Here is a 15,617-nt window from a genome sequence, read left to right on the forward strand (position 1 = left end):
CCCATCGTCATCCCGCCTGGCCGCCGGCGACCCGGATTCGCGCAGAGTGCCGGCGGGTCCACTCATACGCGGCCCGCACCTGATCGGCGGCCCCCAGCTCACACAGCCGGATCATCGCGGGCTGCCCGGCCTGCGCCCCGGTGAGAATGCCCCGCCAGCAGCGTTCCTGCCACCACAGGATGGTGTCGACCAGCGCCGCGCGGTCGGCGTCTCCCAGCCCGTAGCCGTCCGCCACCACCCACACCTTCCGCGCCGTCTGCTCCTCCGCTTCCGCCCACACCGCCGGCGTGGTTCCGGTCTGTTCCGCCCGCGCCTGGCGAGTCGCCTCGTCCCGGCCGGGGATGGCGGATCCGAGGCCCACGAACTGCCAGCACACGTGCGCCACATCCTCGACCCGGCGGCCCGGGGCGGCGATGTCCCAGTCGATGAATCCGACCGGCTCCAGCCCGGAGCCGCGATCCCGGTAGACGGTGTTCTTCGGCGACAGGTCGTTGTGGCAGACCACCTCGTGTGCCCCGGCCGGCGCTGTCCCGGCGGTCAGATCGTGGAACTCCCGCAGCAGCCGCGCCACCGCCCTGAGGTTGCGATCCGACCGGACATACCCGGGCGGTACGCCGCGCTCCCACGGCACCACCCCGTCGAGGTACCCGAGTACCGCCCGGCCCTGCCCGTCGCTCCCGAGAAACCGGGGCGCGCCACCCCATCCCTCGAGGTGCCGAAGCAGCCCGTGCACGAAGCCGGGATCCGCGGGCGGCGCCTTGTGGACGGTGTCACCCACCCGCACCGCCCCGGCGATGAACCCGCCCGGCAGCATCTCCTCATCCATGAGCACCAGCTCCACAAGATCGGCCAATGACCGGGCGGGCCACCTCCCGCGGGCGCCTGCGTATGCGAAACGGCTGGTGGACCTGACGAAAGTCAGGGGTGCGGGGGTATCGATCGGGTCCTGTGCCGGACCGCCCGGATTCCTAGCGTCTACCGGCATGTGGCTGAACAGGATACTCGTGATCGCCGCCGTCACGCTGGCCGTCCCCGCGGCGCCGGCCCCGGCCGCCCAGGACCTGGACACCGGGGCGGTGGAACGGCTCGTGACCGGGTTCGCGGCCCGGTCCGGCTACCCGGGTGTGGCGGTCGCCGTCACCAAGGGTGATCGGGTGCTGCACACGGCCGGCTACGGTGACGTCACCGACCGAACCCTGATGCCGATCGCCTCGCTCAGCAAGTCGTTCACCGCCCTCGCCGTCATGCGGCTGGTGGAGGCGGGGCGGCTCACCCTGGACACGCCGGTCGGCGAGCACCTTCCCGGGCTTCCGGAGCGCATCACCGTACGCCATCTGTTGCATCAGACGTCCGGGATCACCGACCGCACGCTGCGGGAGAAGAGCCTGCCGCAGCCGTCGTCGCCGGCCGAGGCCGCGGAGCGGGCGAAAGTCGCGACGCCGGCGAGCGAGCCGGGCACCGACTACTCCTACACGAACACGAACTACCACCTCCTGGCCCGTCTCGTGGAGGTCGTCACGGGGGAGCGGTTCGGCGACCACCTGACACGCAACGTGTTCACACCACTTGACATGACCGAAACCATCAACATTGATCAGACGCCGCGTGACTTGCCGAATCAAGTCAAGACAGGACATGTGTACGCCGTGGGCGTGTCAATGCGTGCGGTCGAGCCGACCCGGTTCGTCGGCGGATCGGACGGCGTGATCACCACAGCACGTGACATGGGGCGGTGGCTGGCCGCACAGCACGGGACGCGGGTGCTGTCGGCGGCCGGGATGACGGCGATGCGCACGCCGTCCGGGCCGGACCACTCGTACGCGATGGGCTGGGACACCGACGACGACGGCACGATCAAGCACGACGGCATCTGGTTCACCTACACGGCCAGTGCCCTGATCAGGCCGTCCGGCTACGGTGTCGCGGTCCTGGGAGACAGCGGGTTCAGCCTGGCCACCGAGGGCACCCCGGCCCTCGCCCGCGACCTGGCCCGGTTGCTCGAAGGCGGCGATCCGGGCACCCCCGCGCCGACCCGGCTGATCACCGACCTGGTGCTGCTCGCCCTCACCACCGGGACCGTGCTGCTCGGGATCCGCCGCCTGCGCGGCGCCGCGACCTGGCCGGACCGCCGCCTGCCCCTGCTGCGCCTGGTGCCGCGGGCACTGCCGGTGGCCCTGTTCGTGAGCCTGCCGTACATCCTGGGAGCCGGTGTCGGCGGCGGGCGGGACATCACGTTCCTCCAGGTGGTGTACGTGGTCCCGATGCTGGTGCTGTGGAGTGCGGCGGCCGCCGGCATGAACGCCGCCACGATCGTCGCCCGGGGTGTGGCCGTGTTCCGCCGGCGCCGGGTGGCCCGGGCCGAGGAGAACGTGAAAGCATGACGCGTGTGTGGCGGGATAGGCGGGGTACGGCGCCCGCCTGGGTGATCGGCCTGCTCGCCGTGCTGCTGGTCGCCGTCGCCACCGGGTTCGGGGTGCTGCCGTGGCCGGTCGCGAGCGGTGCGCTGCTCGGGCCGGTGGTGAGTTTCGCCGTGCTTCGCGCGTACCCTCTCGTGTCCTTGATCCTGGGAGCGGCAGCGAGTGTGACCCTGCCGCTCGCCCTGACCACCGCGGTGCCGTTGTGGGCCGCCGCGCTCGGCGCGGCGACCGTGGTGATCAGCGTGCTCGCCGGGCAGCGGATGCCGCACGCCCGGCCCGCGCCGGCCGTCTTCGTGGTCGCCCTGGTCGCGGGCCTCTTCGTGGAACCGGCCACCGGCGCCCTGCTGCTCACCGTAACCGTGGTCCTGCCGTGGACGGCCGGCCGCTCGCTGTGCCAGCAGGCCCGGCTGGCCGCCGCCGCCATCGAACAGGCCCGCCTGCACGAGCGCAACCGCATCGCCCACGACATGCACGACACCCTGGGACACGAATTGAGCCTGCTCGCGCTCCGTGCCGGCGCCCTCGAACTGACCGTCGCGGAACCGTACCGAGAGGCGGCCGCTGACCTGCGGGAACGGGCGGCCGCGGCGATCGCGCGGCTGGCCGGGATCGTCACCGTGCTGCGTGACGGCGAGCCGGCGCCGTTGGAACCCGACAGCATCGAGGACCTCGTCGAGCGCGCGGTCCGGGCGGGCGCGCCGGTCACCCTGGAGTGGCACGGCAGCCGCGCGTTGCCGCCGATGGCCGGGACGGCCGCGCACCGGATCGTTCAGGAGGCCCTCACCAATGCGGTCAAGCACGCCCCGGGAGCGCCGATCCGGGTGTGTCTGCACACCGCGGACGGGGTCACCACGGTGACCGTCAGCAACCGCAGTGGGGTGCGGGGACGGAAGGCGCCCGGCGCGCGGGCCGGGCTGACCGGGCTGCGGGAGCGGGCCCGGCTGGCCGGCGGCACGCTCCGGGCCGGCCCGAACGGCGACGATTTCGAGGTCGAAGCGCGGCTGCCGCACACGGAGGCGCGGTGATCCGGATCCTGCTGGCCGACGACGAGATGCTCATTCGGGCAGGGGTTCGCGCCATTCTCGACACCGATCCGGAATTGGCCGTGATCGCTGAGGCGGGGGACGGGCGGGAGGCCGTGGATCTGGCGCTGGCGCATCGGCCGGATGTGGCGCTGCTCGACATCCGGATGCCCCGGCTCGACGGATTGTCCGCGGGCGCGGAGATTCTGCGGGCGGTTCCGTCGACCGGGGTGGCCGTGCTGACCACCTTCGGTGAGGACGAATACCTGAGCCGGGCGCTGACCTTCGGGGCGCGGGGCTTCCTGCTCAAATCGGGGAATCCGCGGGAACTGCTCGCCGGGGTGCACGCGATCGCGGCGGGCGGGGCGTTCCTCTCGCCCGCACTGACCGTACGAATGATTGATCGTCTTAATGGTCTGCATCCGGTCTCGGAAGCGCGGGCGCGGGTGGAGGAACTCACCGAACGGGAACGGGAAGTGCTCGCCCTGGTCGGGGCCGGCCTCTCGAACGCGCAGATCGCGCGGCGTCTCCACCTGGTCGAAGGCACCGTGAAAGGGCATGTGAGCGCTATTCTCACCCGGCTCGGCGTCGGCAACCGGGTGCAGGCCGCGATCATCGCCCACGAAGCCGGGATCCTGGATCGACCACTCGATCCGCCGGGCTGAGCTGCCCACTCACCCTCACCCCACCACTCGGCACACCGAGGCACAGCCGCCGGAGAGCGGACGCGTCCCGGCCGCAGCGGGCGCTACGGCCGGGACCGGGCAATCGGTCGCGGAGGTGGCGGGACGGCCGTCGATCATGTCGGGACGGCCCTCCCCGTACGATGAAAGGGTTTACGAAGCTGTCCTCGACCATTGCTGGTTGTTGCCGGAGCCGCAGGTGTACTGCTGGATGTCGGCGCCGTCGGCGGTGTTCGACGAGACGACGTCCAGGCATTTTCCGCTGTGCCGGGCCTTGATCTGGTAATAGCTGCCGGTCGCGGCCCACTGCCACTGCTGGTTGGTGCCGGTTCCGCAGGTGTACTGGATGATGTTGGCGCCGTCGGCGGTGGACGCCGACGCCACGTCGAGGCATTTTCCGCTGTGCTGGGCGACGATCTGGAAATAGCCGTTCCCGGCGTCGCGGAATTCGAATCGCTGGTTTCCGCCGCTGTTCCAGGTGTACTGCTTGATCTCGGCGCTGTTGGCCATCGAGGCGCTCACCACGTCCATCACCTTGCCGCTGTGGCGGTTCGCGATCCGGTAATAGGTGGCCGCGTTCCCGGTGACCGTTCCGGCGGCGGCGTCGACGGTGATCGTCGGATACCAGGAGAGCGACATCGACGTGTTCGACGGGAATCCGATCGGCAGCCAGACGTAACGGGAATCGTTGACCGGGCCGCTCCAGGCGCCCGCCCAGCGGTCGCCGAGATAGAGATAGCTGGTTCCGGAGGTGCCTTGAACAGGGAGAACGTAGGCGGGCTGCGATCCGTAGGTGGTCGAATCGCCGACGTTCGTCCAACCGGACCACGGCCCGCTGATGCTGGTGGCGGTGGCGTATTTCGCCTGGTTCGGATTCCAACCGGACGTGCCCGAGGTGAGCAGGAAATAGACGCCGTTGCGTTTGAACATGGCCGGCGCCTCACGGGTCGCGTTGTCCCAGAAGTTGCCGACCAGCGCGGAGATCTGGAGGTAGTCGGCGGTGAGGCGGTAGATCTGGAGGTCCCGGTTCTCGTCGGCCGCCGAGATCATGTAGGCGGTGCCGCCGTCCTCCCAGATGGTGATGTCCCGGGACATGTACTGGTTCAGCGGCCGGAAGCTGCCGTGATAGGTGTAGGCGCCGTCGACCGTCGCCGAGGACGCCACCGCGGCCCGCGCCTCGCCGTAGTCGGTGCCGTTCTCCTTGTGCATCCACATCACGTACCGTCCGGTGGACGCGTTGTAGATGACCTTCGGCCGCTCGATCTTGGAGCTGCCCAGCTCGGCCGCCGACGACGAGGTGAGCACGTTGTTGCGGAACTCCCAGGTCCGCAGATCCGAGGAGCGGTAGACCGACACGGCCCGGAACGTGTCGTCGGCGTTGCGGTTCTCGCCGAACCAGTACCAGTACGACCCCACCTTGATCATCCCGCCGCCGTGGGCGTGCACCCCGGCGCCGCTGGTGTCGGTGAACTGGACGCCGTTCGTGATGGTGACCGGTGCTGCCTGTGCCGGCGCGGGTGGCATCAACAGCAGCGCCACCAGTGCCGCCATGACCGCGGCGAACAATCTCATCCGACTCTCCGATCGATGCGTAAGAATGTGCGTAACGTCTTCGTAAACGGTCGGAAACGGTGAGGCCATGGTGCGATCCCGCTCGGTCGGAAACGCAACCAATCGAACAACGCTGTTCTCGGTGCAGCGGCACGAGCACCTGCTCACCGAACTGCGGCGCAGCGGCGCCGTACGGGTCAGTGATCTGGCCCGTGACCTGGGCGTCAGCGAGCTGACCATCCGCCGGGACATCGCCGCCCTGGCCGCCCGCAACCTGGTCCACCGGGTGCACGGCGGCGCCACGCTGCCCGCCGCTACCCGCCCGCTGCCGCTGCGGGCCACCCGCCCGGCAACGTTCACGATCGGCATGGTGGTGCCGTCACTCGACTTCTACTGGCCGCCGATCGTCGCCGGCGCCCGCGCGGCCGGCGCGGCGCTCGGCGTCAACGTGCAGCTGCGCGGCTCCAGCTACGACCCGGAGGAGGACCGGCGGCAGATCGCCCGGCTCGTCGACGCCGGGCAGGTGCAGGGCCTGCTGCTCGCGCCCAGCCTGGACGGTGAGGACGCCGACCGGATGATCGGCTGGATCACCCGGCTGCCGGTCCCGACGATCCTCGTCGAACGCCAGCCGAGACGATGGACCGCCGCTCCGCGGCAGGTCGAATGGGTGCGCAGCGATCACTCTCTCGGGTCGGAGATCGCCGTCAATCACCTGTACGACCAGGGCCACCGCCGGATCGGCCTGGTCCTGTCCGGAGGCAGCCCCACGTCGGCCTACCTGCTGCGCGGCTGGCACCGGGCCTGCGCCGACCTGGGCATCCCCGACGACGCGGTGAACCCCCGCTACACCGTCGCCTCGGGCCTGACCGCGCTGATCGTGCACAGCGACCCGCAGGCCATCGCGGTCGCCCAGGCCTGCGCCGAACAGGGCATCCGGGTCCCCGACGACCTGGCCATCGTCTCGTACGACGACGAGGTGGCCCACCTCGCCTCCCCGCCACTGACAGCTATCCGCCCGTCGAAGAACCACGTCGGGCGAACCGCCGTGGAACTGATGGTCTCCCGCCTCATCGACGGCGACCGCCGCCCGGTCCAGGGCGTCCTGGTAGCCCCCGAACTGGTGGTCCGCCAGTCCTCCCTCGCCCGCCGAGTCCGAGCCTGACCCCTCACCGCCGGCGTGAGCTGACCATCATCCGTGCGCTCGGCGTGCGTTACGGCACCTGCCGAGCGCTCAGCGCGGCCTGCGGAGCGCTCAGCGTGGGTTACGGCACCTGCCGAGCGCTCAGCGCGGCCTGCGGAGCGCTCAGCGTGGGTTACGGCACCTGCCGAGCGCTCAGCGCGGCCTGCGGAGCGCTCAGCGTGGGGTGCGGCGCCTGCCGCCGGGCGCTCAGCGCCCGGGTTCCGGCGCCGGCGGCCAGGAAGACGCCGCCGAGCAGCAGCCACCCGGGCAGCCCGAGCCCGATGGCCGTCGACGTGACGATGACCGGGGCCACGGCCCGGCCGATGGCCACACCTGCCTGACTGACGCCCTGGTAGGCGCCGGAGTCGGCCGGGTGGGCCCATTCGAAGGCCAGTTCCCACCCGCCGGTCTCGGAGACGATCTCGCCGAGACTGTGCGCCACGACCGCCGCCACCAGCAGCGCGACGGCGAACCCGGCACCGCTGGGGTATCCGGCGGCCGCGTAGCAGAGACAGGCCGCCAGCAGCAGGACCGTACCGTGGAAGACCGCCCGGCCGGCCGACGGCACGTCGCCGACCAGCCGGGTCGACCAGACCTGGAGGACCGAGACCAGGCCGGTGTTCAGCAACAGCAGCAACGCGACGGTCACCTCCGGTGCGGCGGTGTGGCCGGTCACCCACAGCGGCATCCCGACGGTGAGCAGCAGGAACTGCATACTCACCACGGCGTGCAGCGCGGTCGCGGTCAGATACCGGCGATCGTCCAGCGGTGACCGGCCGCCCCGTGCCGGCCGGTCACCGCCGCTTTCCCTGAGAGCGGGCAGAGCCCGCAGAGGCACCAGAGCGACAAGCGTGAGTACGGCGGCCGCCAGCACCGCCGTCACATAGGCGGACCGGCTGCCCACCGCCAGCGCCACGGCGGCGAACCCGGATCCGGCCGCGATGGACACGTTGTCCACGACCCGTAGCCGGGCCCGCACCCCGACCCGGTCCGGTCCGGTGAACGCCCGGGCCAGCAGCGCGACGCGCGAGGTCCGCTGCATGCTCTCGGCGCCGACCGCGACGCAGGCGACCAGCACGAACATGCCGGCGCCGCGGGTCAGGCAGTAGGCCGCGAGCGCCCCGCCCTGCGCCGTGGCCGCGACGAGCAGCACCCGCCGCGGCCCGAACCGGTCGCAGAGCCGCCCGGCCGCGAACGCCGTCACCACTCCGCAGGTCCCGGCGAGGGTGAGGCCCGTCCCGACGGTCGCCGGGCTGATCCCGACCGCCGTCGTGAAGAACAGCGCGCTGACGCTGAACATCACCCCTTTGGCCGTCGAGGTGGCCACGGTGGCCCAGATGAGGACTTGTTTCACAGACACGGCAAGAGTTCACCCGCTCCGGCCGGAGGAAACGATTGATGTAGCGTTCTGCTTCATGCCGGTGCGATACCAGCTGGTCGGTCCCGACCTGGCGAGCGTCCGGTTCGCCGTCTCACCCCTCAACGAGCTGGTCCTGTCGCTGCGCGGCTGGCGCGATCCGGGCCGTTACCCGATCCACCTGCCGTGGATCCGCCGCATGCGGCAGGCCCGCGACGCTCTCGACACCGAGATGCTGCTGGCCCTCATCGACGAACGGCGGTGGACCCCGGACTTCCTGACCCCACGGCCACGCTCACCGCTGACCCGTATCGAGGACGAACTCGCCACCGTCGCGGCCACCCCACCCGACGTCGTCGACCGGGACCTGCGCGTGCTCTACCGTGCCGGCGAACGTCTCCCGCCACCGTTACGAGACCCGGGTGCGCTCACCCGGATCGTCGCCGCACTGGCCGGTTACTGGGATCTGTGCTTCGCCGCCGACTGGCCCCGGATGCGGGCCCTGCTGGAAGGCGACGTCACCTACCGCGGCCGGGAGATGGCCCAGCACGGCCTGGCCACGATGTTCGCGGGCCTGTCCGACCGGGTCGCCATGACCGGCGACACCGTGGAGGTGCGGCTGCACTCCAACGTCCACTACACCCGCCCGACCCAGGGTGGCCTCACTCTGGTCCCGACGATGTGGACCCCCGCGGTGGCGGCCCCGATCTCCCCCGACGAGCCGCCGACGATCATCTACCTGGCCCGGGGCAGCGGCACCCTGTGGCAACCCGAACCCCTGCCCGCCCCCGGAGCCCTGGCCGCCCTGCTCGGCGTCCACCGGGCGGGGCTGCTCGCCCGCCTCGGCACACCCGCGTCCTCCACCGAACTCGCGACCCGCCTGGGCGTCACCACCACCGCGGTGAACCAGCACCTACGCGCTCTCCGCGCCGGCGGGCTCCTGGTCAGTGCCCGTCACGGCCGCTCGGTCCTGTACCGCCGCTCCGACCTGGGCGACCGCCTCCTGGAGGGATCCGTGCATCCGGATCGCTGATCCGGCCACCGACCGGGTGTGACGCCGGCGGCCGGGTGCCGTCGGCGCGGGTCGCGGCGGCAGGCCGGCCGCGGTCACTTGGCCGGTGGCCGGCGTAGGGCGGCGACCGAATCGCGCACCTGGAGCGATGGGCTGATCATGACTCGGTGAACCGGGCGGCGCGGGTCGGCGAGCCGATCGGCGGCCAGCCGGACGGCGGCCACACCGATCGACCCCCTGGGTGGTCGCACGGCGGTCAGGGCTGGGCTGAACAGCCCGGCCACCTCGTCGTCGTAGGCGATCACCGACAGGTCACCGGGCACCGAGAGGTGCCGCTCCTCGCACCGCTCGACCAGGGCGATCGCCTCGGCGTCGGCGTGCACCAGCAGGGCGGTCGTGCCGGTCTCCAGGCAGCGGTCGATCACCCGGTCGAGGGCGGCCCGGCAGTCGGGGGACTGGGCGTCCGGGACCAGCATGTCGACCGTGCCGGTCACGTCGAGGCCGCAGTCGTCGGCCGCCTCCAGCCAGCCGCGGCGCACGTGCGGGCGGGTGGGGCTCGGCTGGGCCAGGACCACGCCCACCTTCTCGTGGCCGAGGCCGGTCAGGTGCCGGACCGCCATGCCGGCGCCCTGCGCGTGATCGGTGACGACCGACTCGAGGAAGGCGTGGTGCGGCCCGGCGTGGGCGGTGCGCTCCAGCAGGACGACCGGAAGGCCGGTGCCGGCCAGCCACTCGATGGTGGTCCGGGCGGTCGGCACGTCCATCCGCGGGGCCACGATCAGCGCGTCGACACCCTGGTCGACCAGCCGGTTGAGCTGGGGGCGGTCGTCCTCCGTCTGGTACGACGAACCGCGTAGCACGATCTTCAGGTCCAGCTCGCGGGCCGCGCCCTCGGCGCCGCGGGCCACGTGCGGCCAGTAGTAGTCGAGCGACGGCACCAGCATGCCGACGCTGCCGCCGGACGGCCCGTCCAGCTCCGGGTCGCGCAGGTCGTCGGCGCTGGGCAGGGCGACACCACCGTGCACCCGCCGGACCAGGCCCTCCGAGGCGAGCTGGGCGATGTCGCGGCGGATCGTCACGGTGGAGGCGCCGAGCGCGTCGGTGAGGTCGGAGACGCGCAGCACGCCGTCGCGCTGCAACCGCTCCAGCAGCCGCGCCCGCCGGGCCACCTGCAACGGCCCGCGTTTGTCAGAAGTGCTCAACGCGTCTCCTTGACGGTCAGTTCGAGGGTACCGACGGGGCCGAGCGCGGTGACGTCGATGTCCAGGCGTGTCAGCCGGTCGCCCCACACGTCGGACAGCATCGGGTCGTCCAGCTCCCGCACGACGATGGTGCACGGTAGACCGTGCGGTGATCCGCCGCGACGCACATCCGGATCAACCGGCCGCGTGTCCGCCTCGGCGGCCGCCCAGGTGATTGTCACGCCGCCGGCCTCGGCACGGTCCTCCGACACGGTCACGTCTCCGGCCACCACCAGGTGGATCACGGTGGGACCGGCGGGGCCGGGTGTCAGCTCCCAGGAGTCCCGGATGGTGACCGTGCCGGTCGCGCGGTCCAGCCGGGCGACCCGGACCCAGGAGCGGATGTCGTCGCGGGGGTAGGCGGCCGCGAGGTCCATGGTCAGCGACGCGTCGCCGGCGACCACGGCCCGCGCCGCGAACGCACGGCCCGCCGCCTGCTCCGCACCCCGGATGGTGGGTGTGTTGTGCCAGGTGGATCGCATGGTCCAGATCTCGTAGCGGTGCGGCCCGAACGTCTGGGCCGTGTAGGTGGGCCGCCCCGGGTCGACCAGCACCGGCGCCCCGTCCCGGGCCACGATGAAGCTGCCGACGTCGTTGTGGTTGTGGTTCTCGTCGTTGTGGCCGCCCTTGACGGCGAGGGTGAGCCCGGCCGAGCTGCCCGCTTCGGACCGGGCGACCAGCACCTGCGTGGACGGGAACCAGACGTCGCGGGGCAGCGGCGACCCGCCGGGCCGGACCGCCGCCCAGTCGCGGTCGGTGAGCGCCAGCAGCAGATAGCCGAGGCCCGGGCTCTCGTGGGCGACCGGCTCGCCGGGGCGGCGATGCGCGACGGCGTGCGCCTCGGCCTCCTTGTCGCCATAGATCCGGGCCAGCCGGTGCAGGACGTGCCACGGTTGCTCGTACGACGGGCGGGCCGGACCGTCGGCATGGTTGACATGCCACGGCCCGCCCAGGTGGACCCGGTGCGGGAAGGCGACGACGCCGGGTTTCGCCGTGGTGGCGCCGAGCATCTCGAGGGCCTCCAGGTAGCGGCAGGCGCCTTTCCACCAGTACTGGATGCCCTCGTCGATGGCGCCGTCGGTGGGCAGCGCCGCGCCGAACCGGTCGAGGCCCTCGGTGATCAGTCCGATCAGCCGCTGCCGCCGGGCCGGGTCGTCGACCAGGGCGAGCGTGGCGATCAGGACGTTGCTGTGGATCCACGGGTTCCAGTTGTGCACGCGGCCGTCGAGCCCCAGCCAGTGCCAGTCGCGCCGCTCGGTGAACGGGGTCAGGACGCGACGGTCCACCTCGTGCCGGATCCGGGCGCGCAGGCCCGGCACGTGCCCGTCGAGGCGCCCGCCCAGCACGTGGTCGATCCACGCCAGGTCGGCGGCCACCTCACCGGCGCCGAGATCGACGCACGGATCGGTCACCACCGGGAGGACCGAGCCGTGCTGTGCGTGCATGTCGTCGTGGCCCGGCCAGCACCAGGTGCTCTGCTCGCAGAACAGGACGACGCCGTCGGTGACCTCGTCCAGCCACACCGGATCGAGCGTGACGGCGGCCAGGGCGGTGGCGCGGGCCAGCCGCTCGTGCCGCGCCCAGACGGCCTGCTCGTAGGTGTCGCGGTCGCCGTCGCGATAGAACCGGGCGAAGTCGTGGGCCAGGGGAGTGGGCCATGGCGTGCCGAGAGTGGCCCGGGCGCGCTCGGTGAGCGCCTGGAGGGTGGCCGCGTCCACCGCCGTCCAGGCGCCGCGATCGTCGGCTGACGGAACGCGCATCTGACCTCCCCTGTGATCGAAAGCGATCGTATCAGATCACTTCGGAGGTCCCGCCGCGACCGTTCTCGCGGTCCCGGTGGACGACGAGCGCCGCCAGCTCGCGGATAAGAGCAGGTCAGGGTCGTGTGCGATCACTTTTGCCGATCGGTGAGCGAAGAACTCATTGACATGCTCGTTTGTGAGCGTTTTACTTCCCGGAAACCGATCACAGGTTCCGTCCGACCGACTCCGGAGCGTGACGTGCCACCCTCGACCGCTGCCCTCGTCACCCGTTCCGACTGGACCGGGTTCGCCGACCGCCTCCTCGCCGCCGCCTCCCGGCACTCCTCGCCGCGGAACGCGCTGATCACCCTGCCCGGAGCCGAGGGCGGATACTCATCAGCGATCGACGGCCTGGAGGGTTTCGCCCGCACCTTCCTGCTGGCCGGGTTCCGCCTGGCCGGGGAGAACGGCCGCGGGCTCGGCGACCTGGCCGAGCGCTACGCCGAGGGCCTGGCCGCCGGGACCGATCCGGCGTCACCGGCCACCGAGCGATGGGTCCGCCTGGACGAACACGGGCAGGCCAAGGTGGAGGCCGCCTCGATCGCCCTGATCCTGGACATGACCCGCCCCTGGATCTGGGACCGGCTCGACAGCGCCGTCCAGGAGCGGATCGTCGACTACCTGTCACCCGCGGTCGGCGACGACACCTATCCGCGCATCAACTGGGTCTGGTTCCGCCTGGTCGTCCAGACGTTCCTGCGGTCGGTCGGCGGGCCGCACTCGACGGCCGAGATGGAGGAGGACCTCGCCACCCACGACACGTTCCGGCGCGCCGACGGCTGGCTGTCCGACGGCTCCTCGCGGGCGTTCGACCACTACACCGGCTGGGCGCTGCACCTCTACCCGGTGCTGTGGTCGCGGATGGCCGGCGCCGACGGACCCCGCCCGCAGGACGTGGCCCGTCTCGACCGGTTCCTCACCGACGCGCTGGCCCTGACCGGCGGCGACGGCTCCCCGCTGCTCCAGGGTCGCAGCCTGATCTACCGGTTCGCGGCCGCCGCCCCGTTCTGGGCCGGTGTCCTGGCCGGGGTGCCGTCCCACGCACCGGGGCGGCTGCGGCACGCCGCCGGCCGCGTCGTCGGGCACTTCACCGGCGACGGCGACCTGCTCACCCTCGGCTGGCACCGGCCGTGGCCCCGGCTGGCGCAGTCCTACTCCGGCCCCGGTTCGCCGTACTGGGCGAGCAAAGGCCTGCTCGGCATCGCCCTCCCGGCCGACCATCCGGTGTGGGCCGCGCCCGCGGAGCCGCTGCCGATCGACACCGGCGACGTCCTGCACGCCGTCCGCGCCCCGGGCTGGCTGATCGCCGGCACCCGCGCCGACGGCATCGTCCGCGTCGTCAACCACGGCACCGACCACGGTGAGCCGGGCGTGCCCGGCGGCGACTCACCGCTGTACGCCCGGCTCGGCTACTCGACGGCGACCGCCCCGATCCTCGACGAGAGCGGCTGGACCGATCCGGAGGACCAGTCGGTCGTCCTGGCCGACCCGGCCGGCCGCCGGTCGCACCGCACCGGGATGCGCACGCTCGGCGTACGGATCGAAGAGGGTCTGGGGGTTGCCGGGTCGGTGGCCGAGGCGCACTGGCTGGATCCGGATCCGCCCGGCCGTGACCACGGTGCCGGCCGCCCCGGCAAGCTGCGCCGGGCCGGCCGGATCACGACGTTCTCCCTGGTCCGTGGGCCGTGGGAGATCCGGCTCGTCCGCGTGGACGACGCCGAGCCGGAGGCCGCGCGGCTGCGGATCGGCGGCTGGCCGGTCACCGGCGGCACCCTGATCTCCCGGCTCACCCCACTGACCGGCGACGACGCGATCGCCGGCATCAGCGAGCACCACGACGCCGGGCCGCTCGGTGACCCGGTCCGGGTGCCGTGGCTCGACCTCCCGGTCCCCGGACCGGGCACCTGGATCGCCGTCCTGGTCGAGCTCAGCGGCGAGCGGCACGAGACCACCTGCCGCGTCGAGATCCACGGAAAACAGGTGCGGGCCGTCTGGCCCGACGCCGTCCTCACACACACCCGTATCGACATAACGGAGTAGGAATGAAGCGCTCCCTCGCCGCCCTCTCAGCACTCCTGCTGGCCCTCTCCGCCTCCGCGTGCGGCGGAGACGACGCCGAGGAGTCCGGCCCGGTCACCCTCACCCTGGCCGGGTGGAGCCTGGCCACGACCCCGGAGTTCAAGACACTCGCCGACGGCTTCCGCGCCGCCCACCCGGACATCGCGGTCGAGCTCAAGGAGTACGACGCCGCCAACTACGACACCCAGATGATCGCGGACCTGGCCGCAGGCAAGGCGCCCGACATCTACGTGCAGAAGAACCTGAAGAACTTCTACACCTACCAGAACGGCAAGCAGCTGCTGGACGTGTCCGACGTGGCCGGCAAGCTCGGCTCCGGCGTCGGCGGGCTCAGCTCCTACCAGGTCGACGGCAAGACGTGGGCCATCCCGTACCGGCAGGACTCGTGGGTGCTGTTCTACAACAAGGCGCTGTTCGACAAGGCCGGCGTCAAGCACCCGGACGGCACCTGGACGTGGGACGACTACGGGACCGTGGCCAAGGAGCTCACCACCAAGCTGAAGGCGGCCGGCGACAAGGCGCTCGGCACCTACCAGCACACCTGGCAGTCCACCTCGCAGGGCTTCGCGCTGGGCCAGACCGCCGGCGCCGACCTGCAGAGCGGCGACTTCGGGTTCCTCAAGCCCTACTACGAGAAGGCCCTCGCCCTCCAGGCCGCCGGAGCGCAGGTCAGTTTCGGCGACGCCACCACCAACAGCCTCACCTACCAGGCCCAGTTCGGTAAGCAGTCGGCCGCCATGATGCCGATGGGCACCTGGTACATCGCCACCCTGCTCAGTCAGCAGGCCAAGGGCGACGCCGACACCTTCGAGTGGGGCATCGCCCCGGCCCCGCAGGCCACGAAGTCGACCACCGGCACGTCGGCCACCCCGGTCACCTTCGCCGACCCGACCGGCCTCGGCGTCAACCCGAAGATCAGCGAAAGCAAGATCGAGGCGGCCAAGAGCTTCCTGGCCTACGCCGCGTCGGCCGACGCGGCCAAGGCGCTCGCCGGCATCGGCGTCACCCCCGCCGACACCGCCACCGCCGTGGACACCATCTTCACGCTCAAGGGCGCGCCCACCGACGACCTGTCGAAGTTCACCTTCACCACCCACGACACCAAGCCGGAGAACCCGGTCTCCAAGTACACCGCGCCGCTGCAGAACGTCCTCAAGGACCTGCACACCGCCGTGCTGTCCGGCAGCAAGCCGATCGACGCGGCCATCACCGAGGCACAGGACCGGGCCAAGAACGAGGTTCTGAGCAAGTGATCCTCCCGTGGGCCCGGCAC

Annotated in this window: 12 protein-coding genes; 7 read left to right on the forward strand and 5 right to left on the reverse strand. The window is 71.8% G+C overall.

What is annotated here, in order from left to right:
* Positions 1–7: 7 nt before the first annotated feature.
* Complete coding sequence (locus KZ829_RS18005; protein ID WP_220145074.1) at positions 8–826, reverse strand: phosphotransferase; 819 nt, start codon at positions 824–826, stop codon at positions 8–10.
* Positions 827–983: 157 nt separating this feature from the next.
* Here KZ829_RS18005 and KZ829_RS18010 point away from each other — a divergent pair, with 157 nt between their 5' ends.
* The 3 genes from KZ829_RS18010 to KZ829_RS18020 are packed head-to-tail and all read left to right on the forward strand — an operon-like array spanning position 984 to position 4,104.
* Complete coding sequence (locus tag KZ829_RS18010) at positions 984–2,381, forward strand: serine hydrolase domain-containing protein (RefSeq protein ID WP_220145075.1); 1,398 nt, start codon at positions 984–986, stop codon at positions 2,379–2,381.
* Entirely contained in the window at positions 2,378–3,442 is a 1,065-nt protein-coding gene (locus tag KZ829_RS18015) for a sensor histidine kinase (protein WP_220145076.1), read from the forward strand. Before KZ829_RS18010 ends, KZ829_RS18015 begins: the two co-directional genes overlap by 4 nt.
* Positions 3,439–4,104 carry a response regulator gene (locus tag KZ829_RS18020; RefSeq protein WP_220145077.1) on the forward strand — a complete coding sequence of 222 codons (666 nt, stop codon included), beginning with the start codon at positions 3,439–3,441 and terminating at the stop codon, positions 4,102–4,104. The genes KZ829_RS18015 and KZ829_RS18020 overlap by 4 nt, the downstream gene beginning before the upstream one ends.
* Positions 4,105–4,275: 171 nt before the next feature.
* On the opposite strand, the gene KZ829_RS18025 is transcribed toward KZ829_RS18020, so the two are convergent.
* On the reverse strand, positions 4,276–5,694 hold the full coding sequence (locus KZ829_RS18025) for an RICIN domain-containing protein (RefSeq protein ID WP_220145078.1): 1,419 nt from the start codon (positions 5,692–5,694) through the stop codon (positions 4,276–4,278).
* Between the two features lie 121 nt (positions 5,695–5,815).
* Between KZ829_RS18025 and KZ829_RS18030 the strand changes: the two genes are divergently transcribed.
* Positions 5,816–6,835: a substrate-binding domain-containing protein gene (locus KZ829_RS18030; RefSeq protein WP_308285547.1), complete on the forward strand. Its 1,020-nt coding sequence runs from the start codon at positions 5,816–5,818 to the stop codon at positions 6,833–6,835.
* A 151-nt stretch (positions 6,836–6,986) separates the two neighbouring features.
* On the opposite strand, the gene KZ829_RS18035 is transcribed toward KZ829_RS18030, so the two are convergent.
* Positions 6,987–8,213, reverse strand: coding sequence for an MFS transporter (locus KZ829_RS18035; protein WP_308285548.1), 1,227 nt, complete (start codon positions 8,211–8,213; stop codon positions 6,987–6,989).
* A gap of 55 nt (positions 8,214–8,268) precedes the next feature.
* On the opposite strand from KZ829_RS18035, the gene KZ829_RS18040 reads away from it, so the two are divergent.
* The gene (locus KZ829_RS18040; protein WP_220145080.1) at positions 8,269–9,243 is read left to right on the forward strand and encodes an ArsR/SmtB family transcription factor; all 975 of its coding nucleotides are present in this window, start codon (positions 8,269–8,271) and stop codon (positions 9,241–9,243) included.
* A gap of 74 nt (positions 9,244–9,317) precedes the next feature.
* On the opposite strand, the gene KZ829_RS18045 is transcribed toward KZ829_RS18040, so the two are convergent.
* Positions 9,318–10,424, reverse strand: coding sequence for a substrate-binding domain-containing protein (locus KZ829_RS18045; RefSeq protein WP_246635833.1), 1,107 nt, complete (start codon positions 10,422–10,424; stop codon positions 9,318–9,320).
* Positions 10,421–12,223, reverse strand: coding sequence for a heparinase II/III domain-containing protein (locus KZ829_RS18050; protein ID WP_220145081.1), 1,803 nt, complete (start codon positions 12,221–12,223; stop codon positions 10,421–10,423). The genes KZ829_RS18045 and KZ829_RS18050 overlap by 4 nt, the downstream gene beginning before the upstream one ends.
* A gap of 240 nt (positions 12,224–12,463) precedes the next feature.
* Between KZ829_RS18050 and KZ829_RS18055 the strand changes: the two genes are divergently transcribed.
* Positions 12,464–14,305, forward strand: a complete 1,842-nt coding sequence (locus tag KZ829_RS18055; RefSeq protein WP_308285549.1) for a DUF2264 domain-containing protein — start codon at positions 12,464–12,466, stop codon at positions 14,303–14,305.
* Positions 14,306–14,307: 2 nt separating this feature from the next.
* Positions 14,308–15,597, forward strand: coding sequence for an ABC transporter substrate-binding protein (locus KZ829_RS18060; RefSeq protein WP_220145082.1), 1,290 nt, complete (start codon positions 14,308–14,310; stop codon positions 15,595–15,597).
* Positions 15,598–15,617 lie beyond the last annotated feature (20 nt).

The sequence above is a fragment of the Actinoplanes hulinensis genome, from assembly GCF_019429605.1.
Lineage (GTDB): Bacteria > Actinomycetota > Actinomycetes > Mycobacteriales > Micromonosporaceae > Actinoplanes > Actinoplanes campanulatus.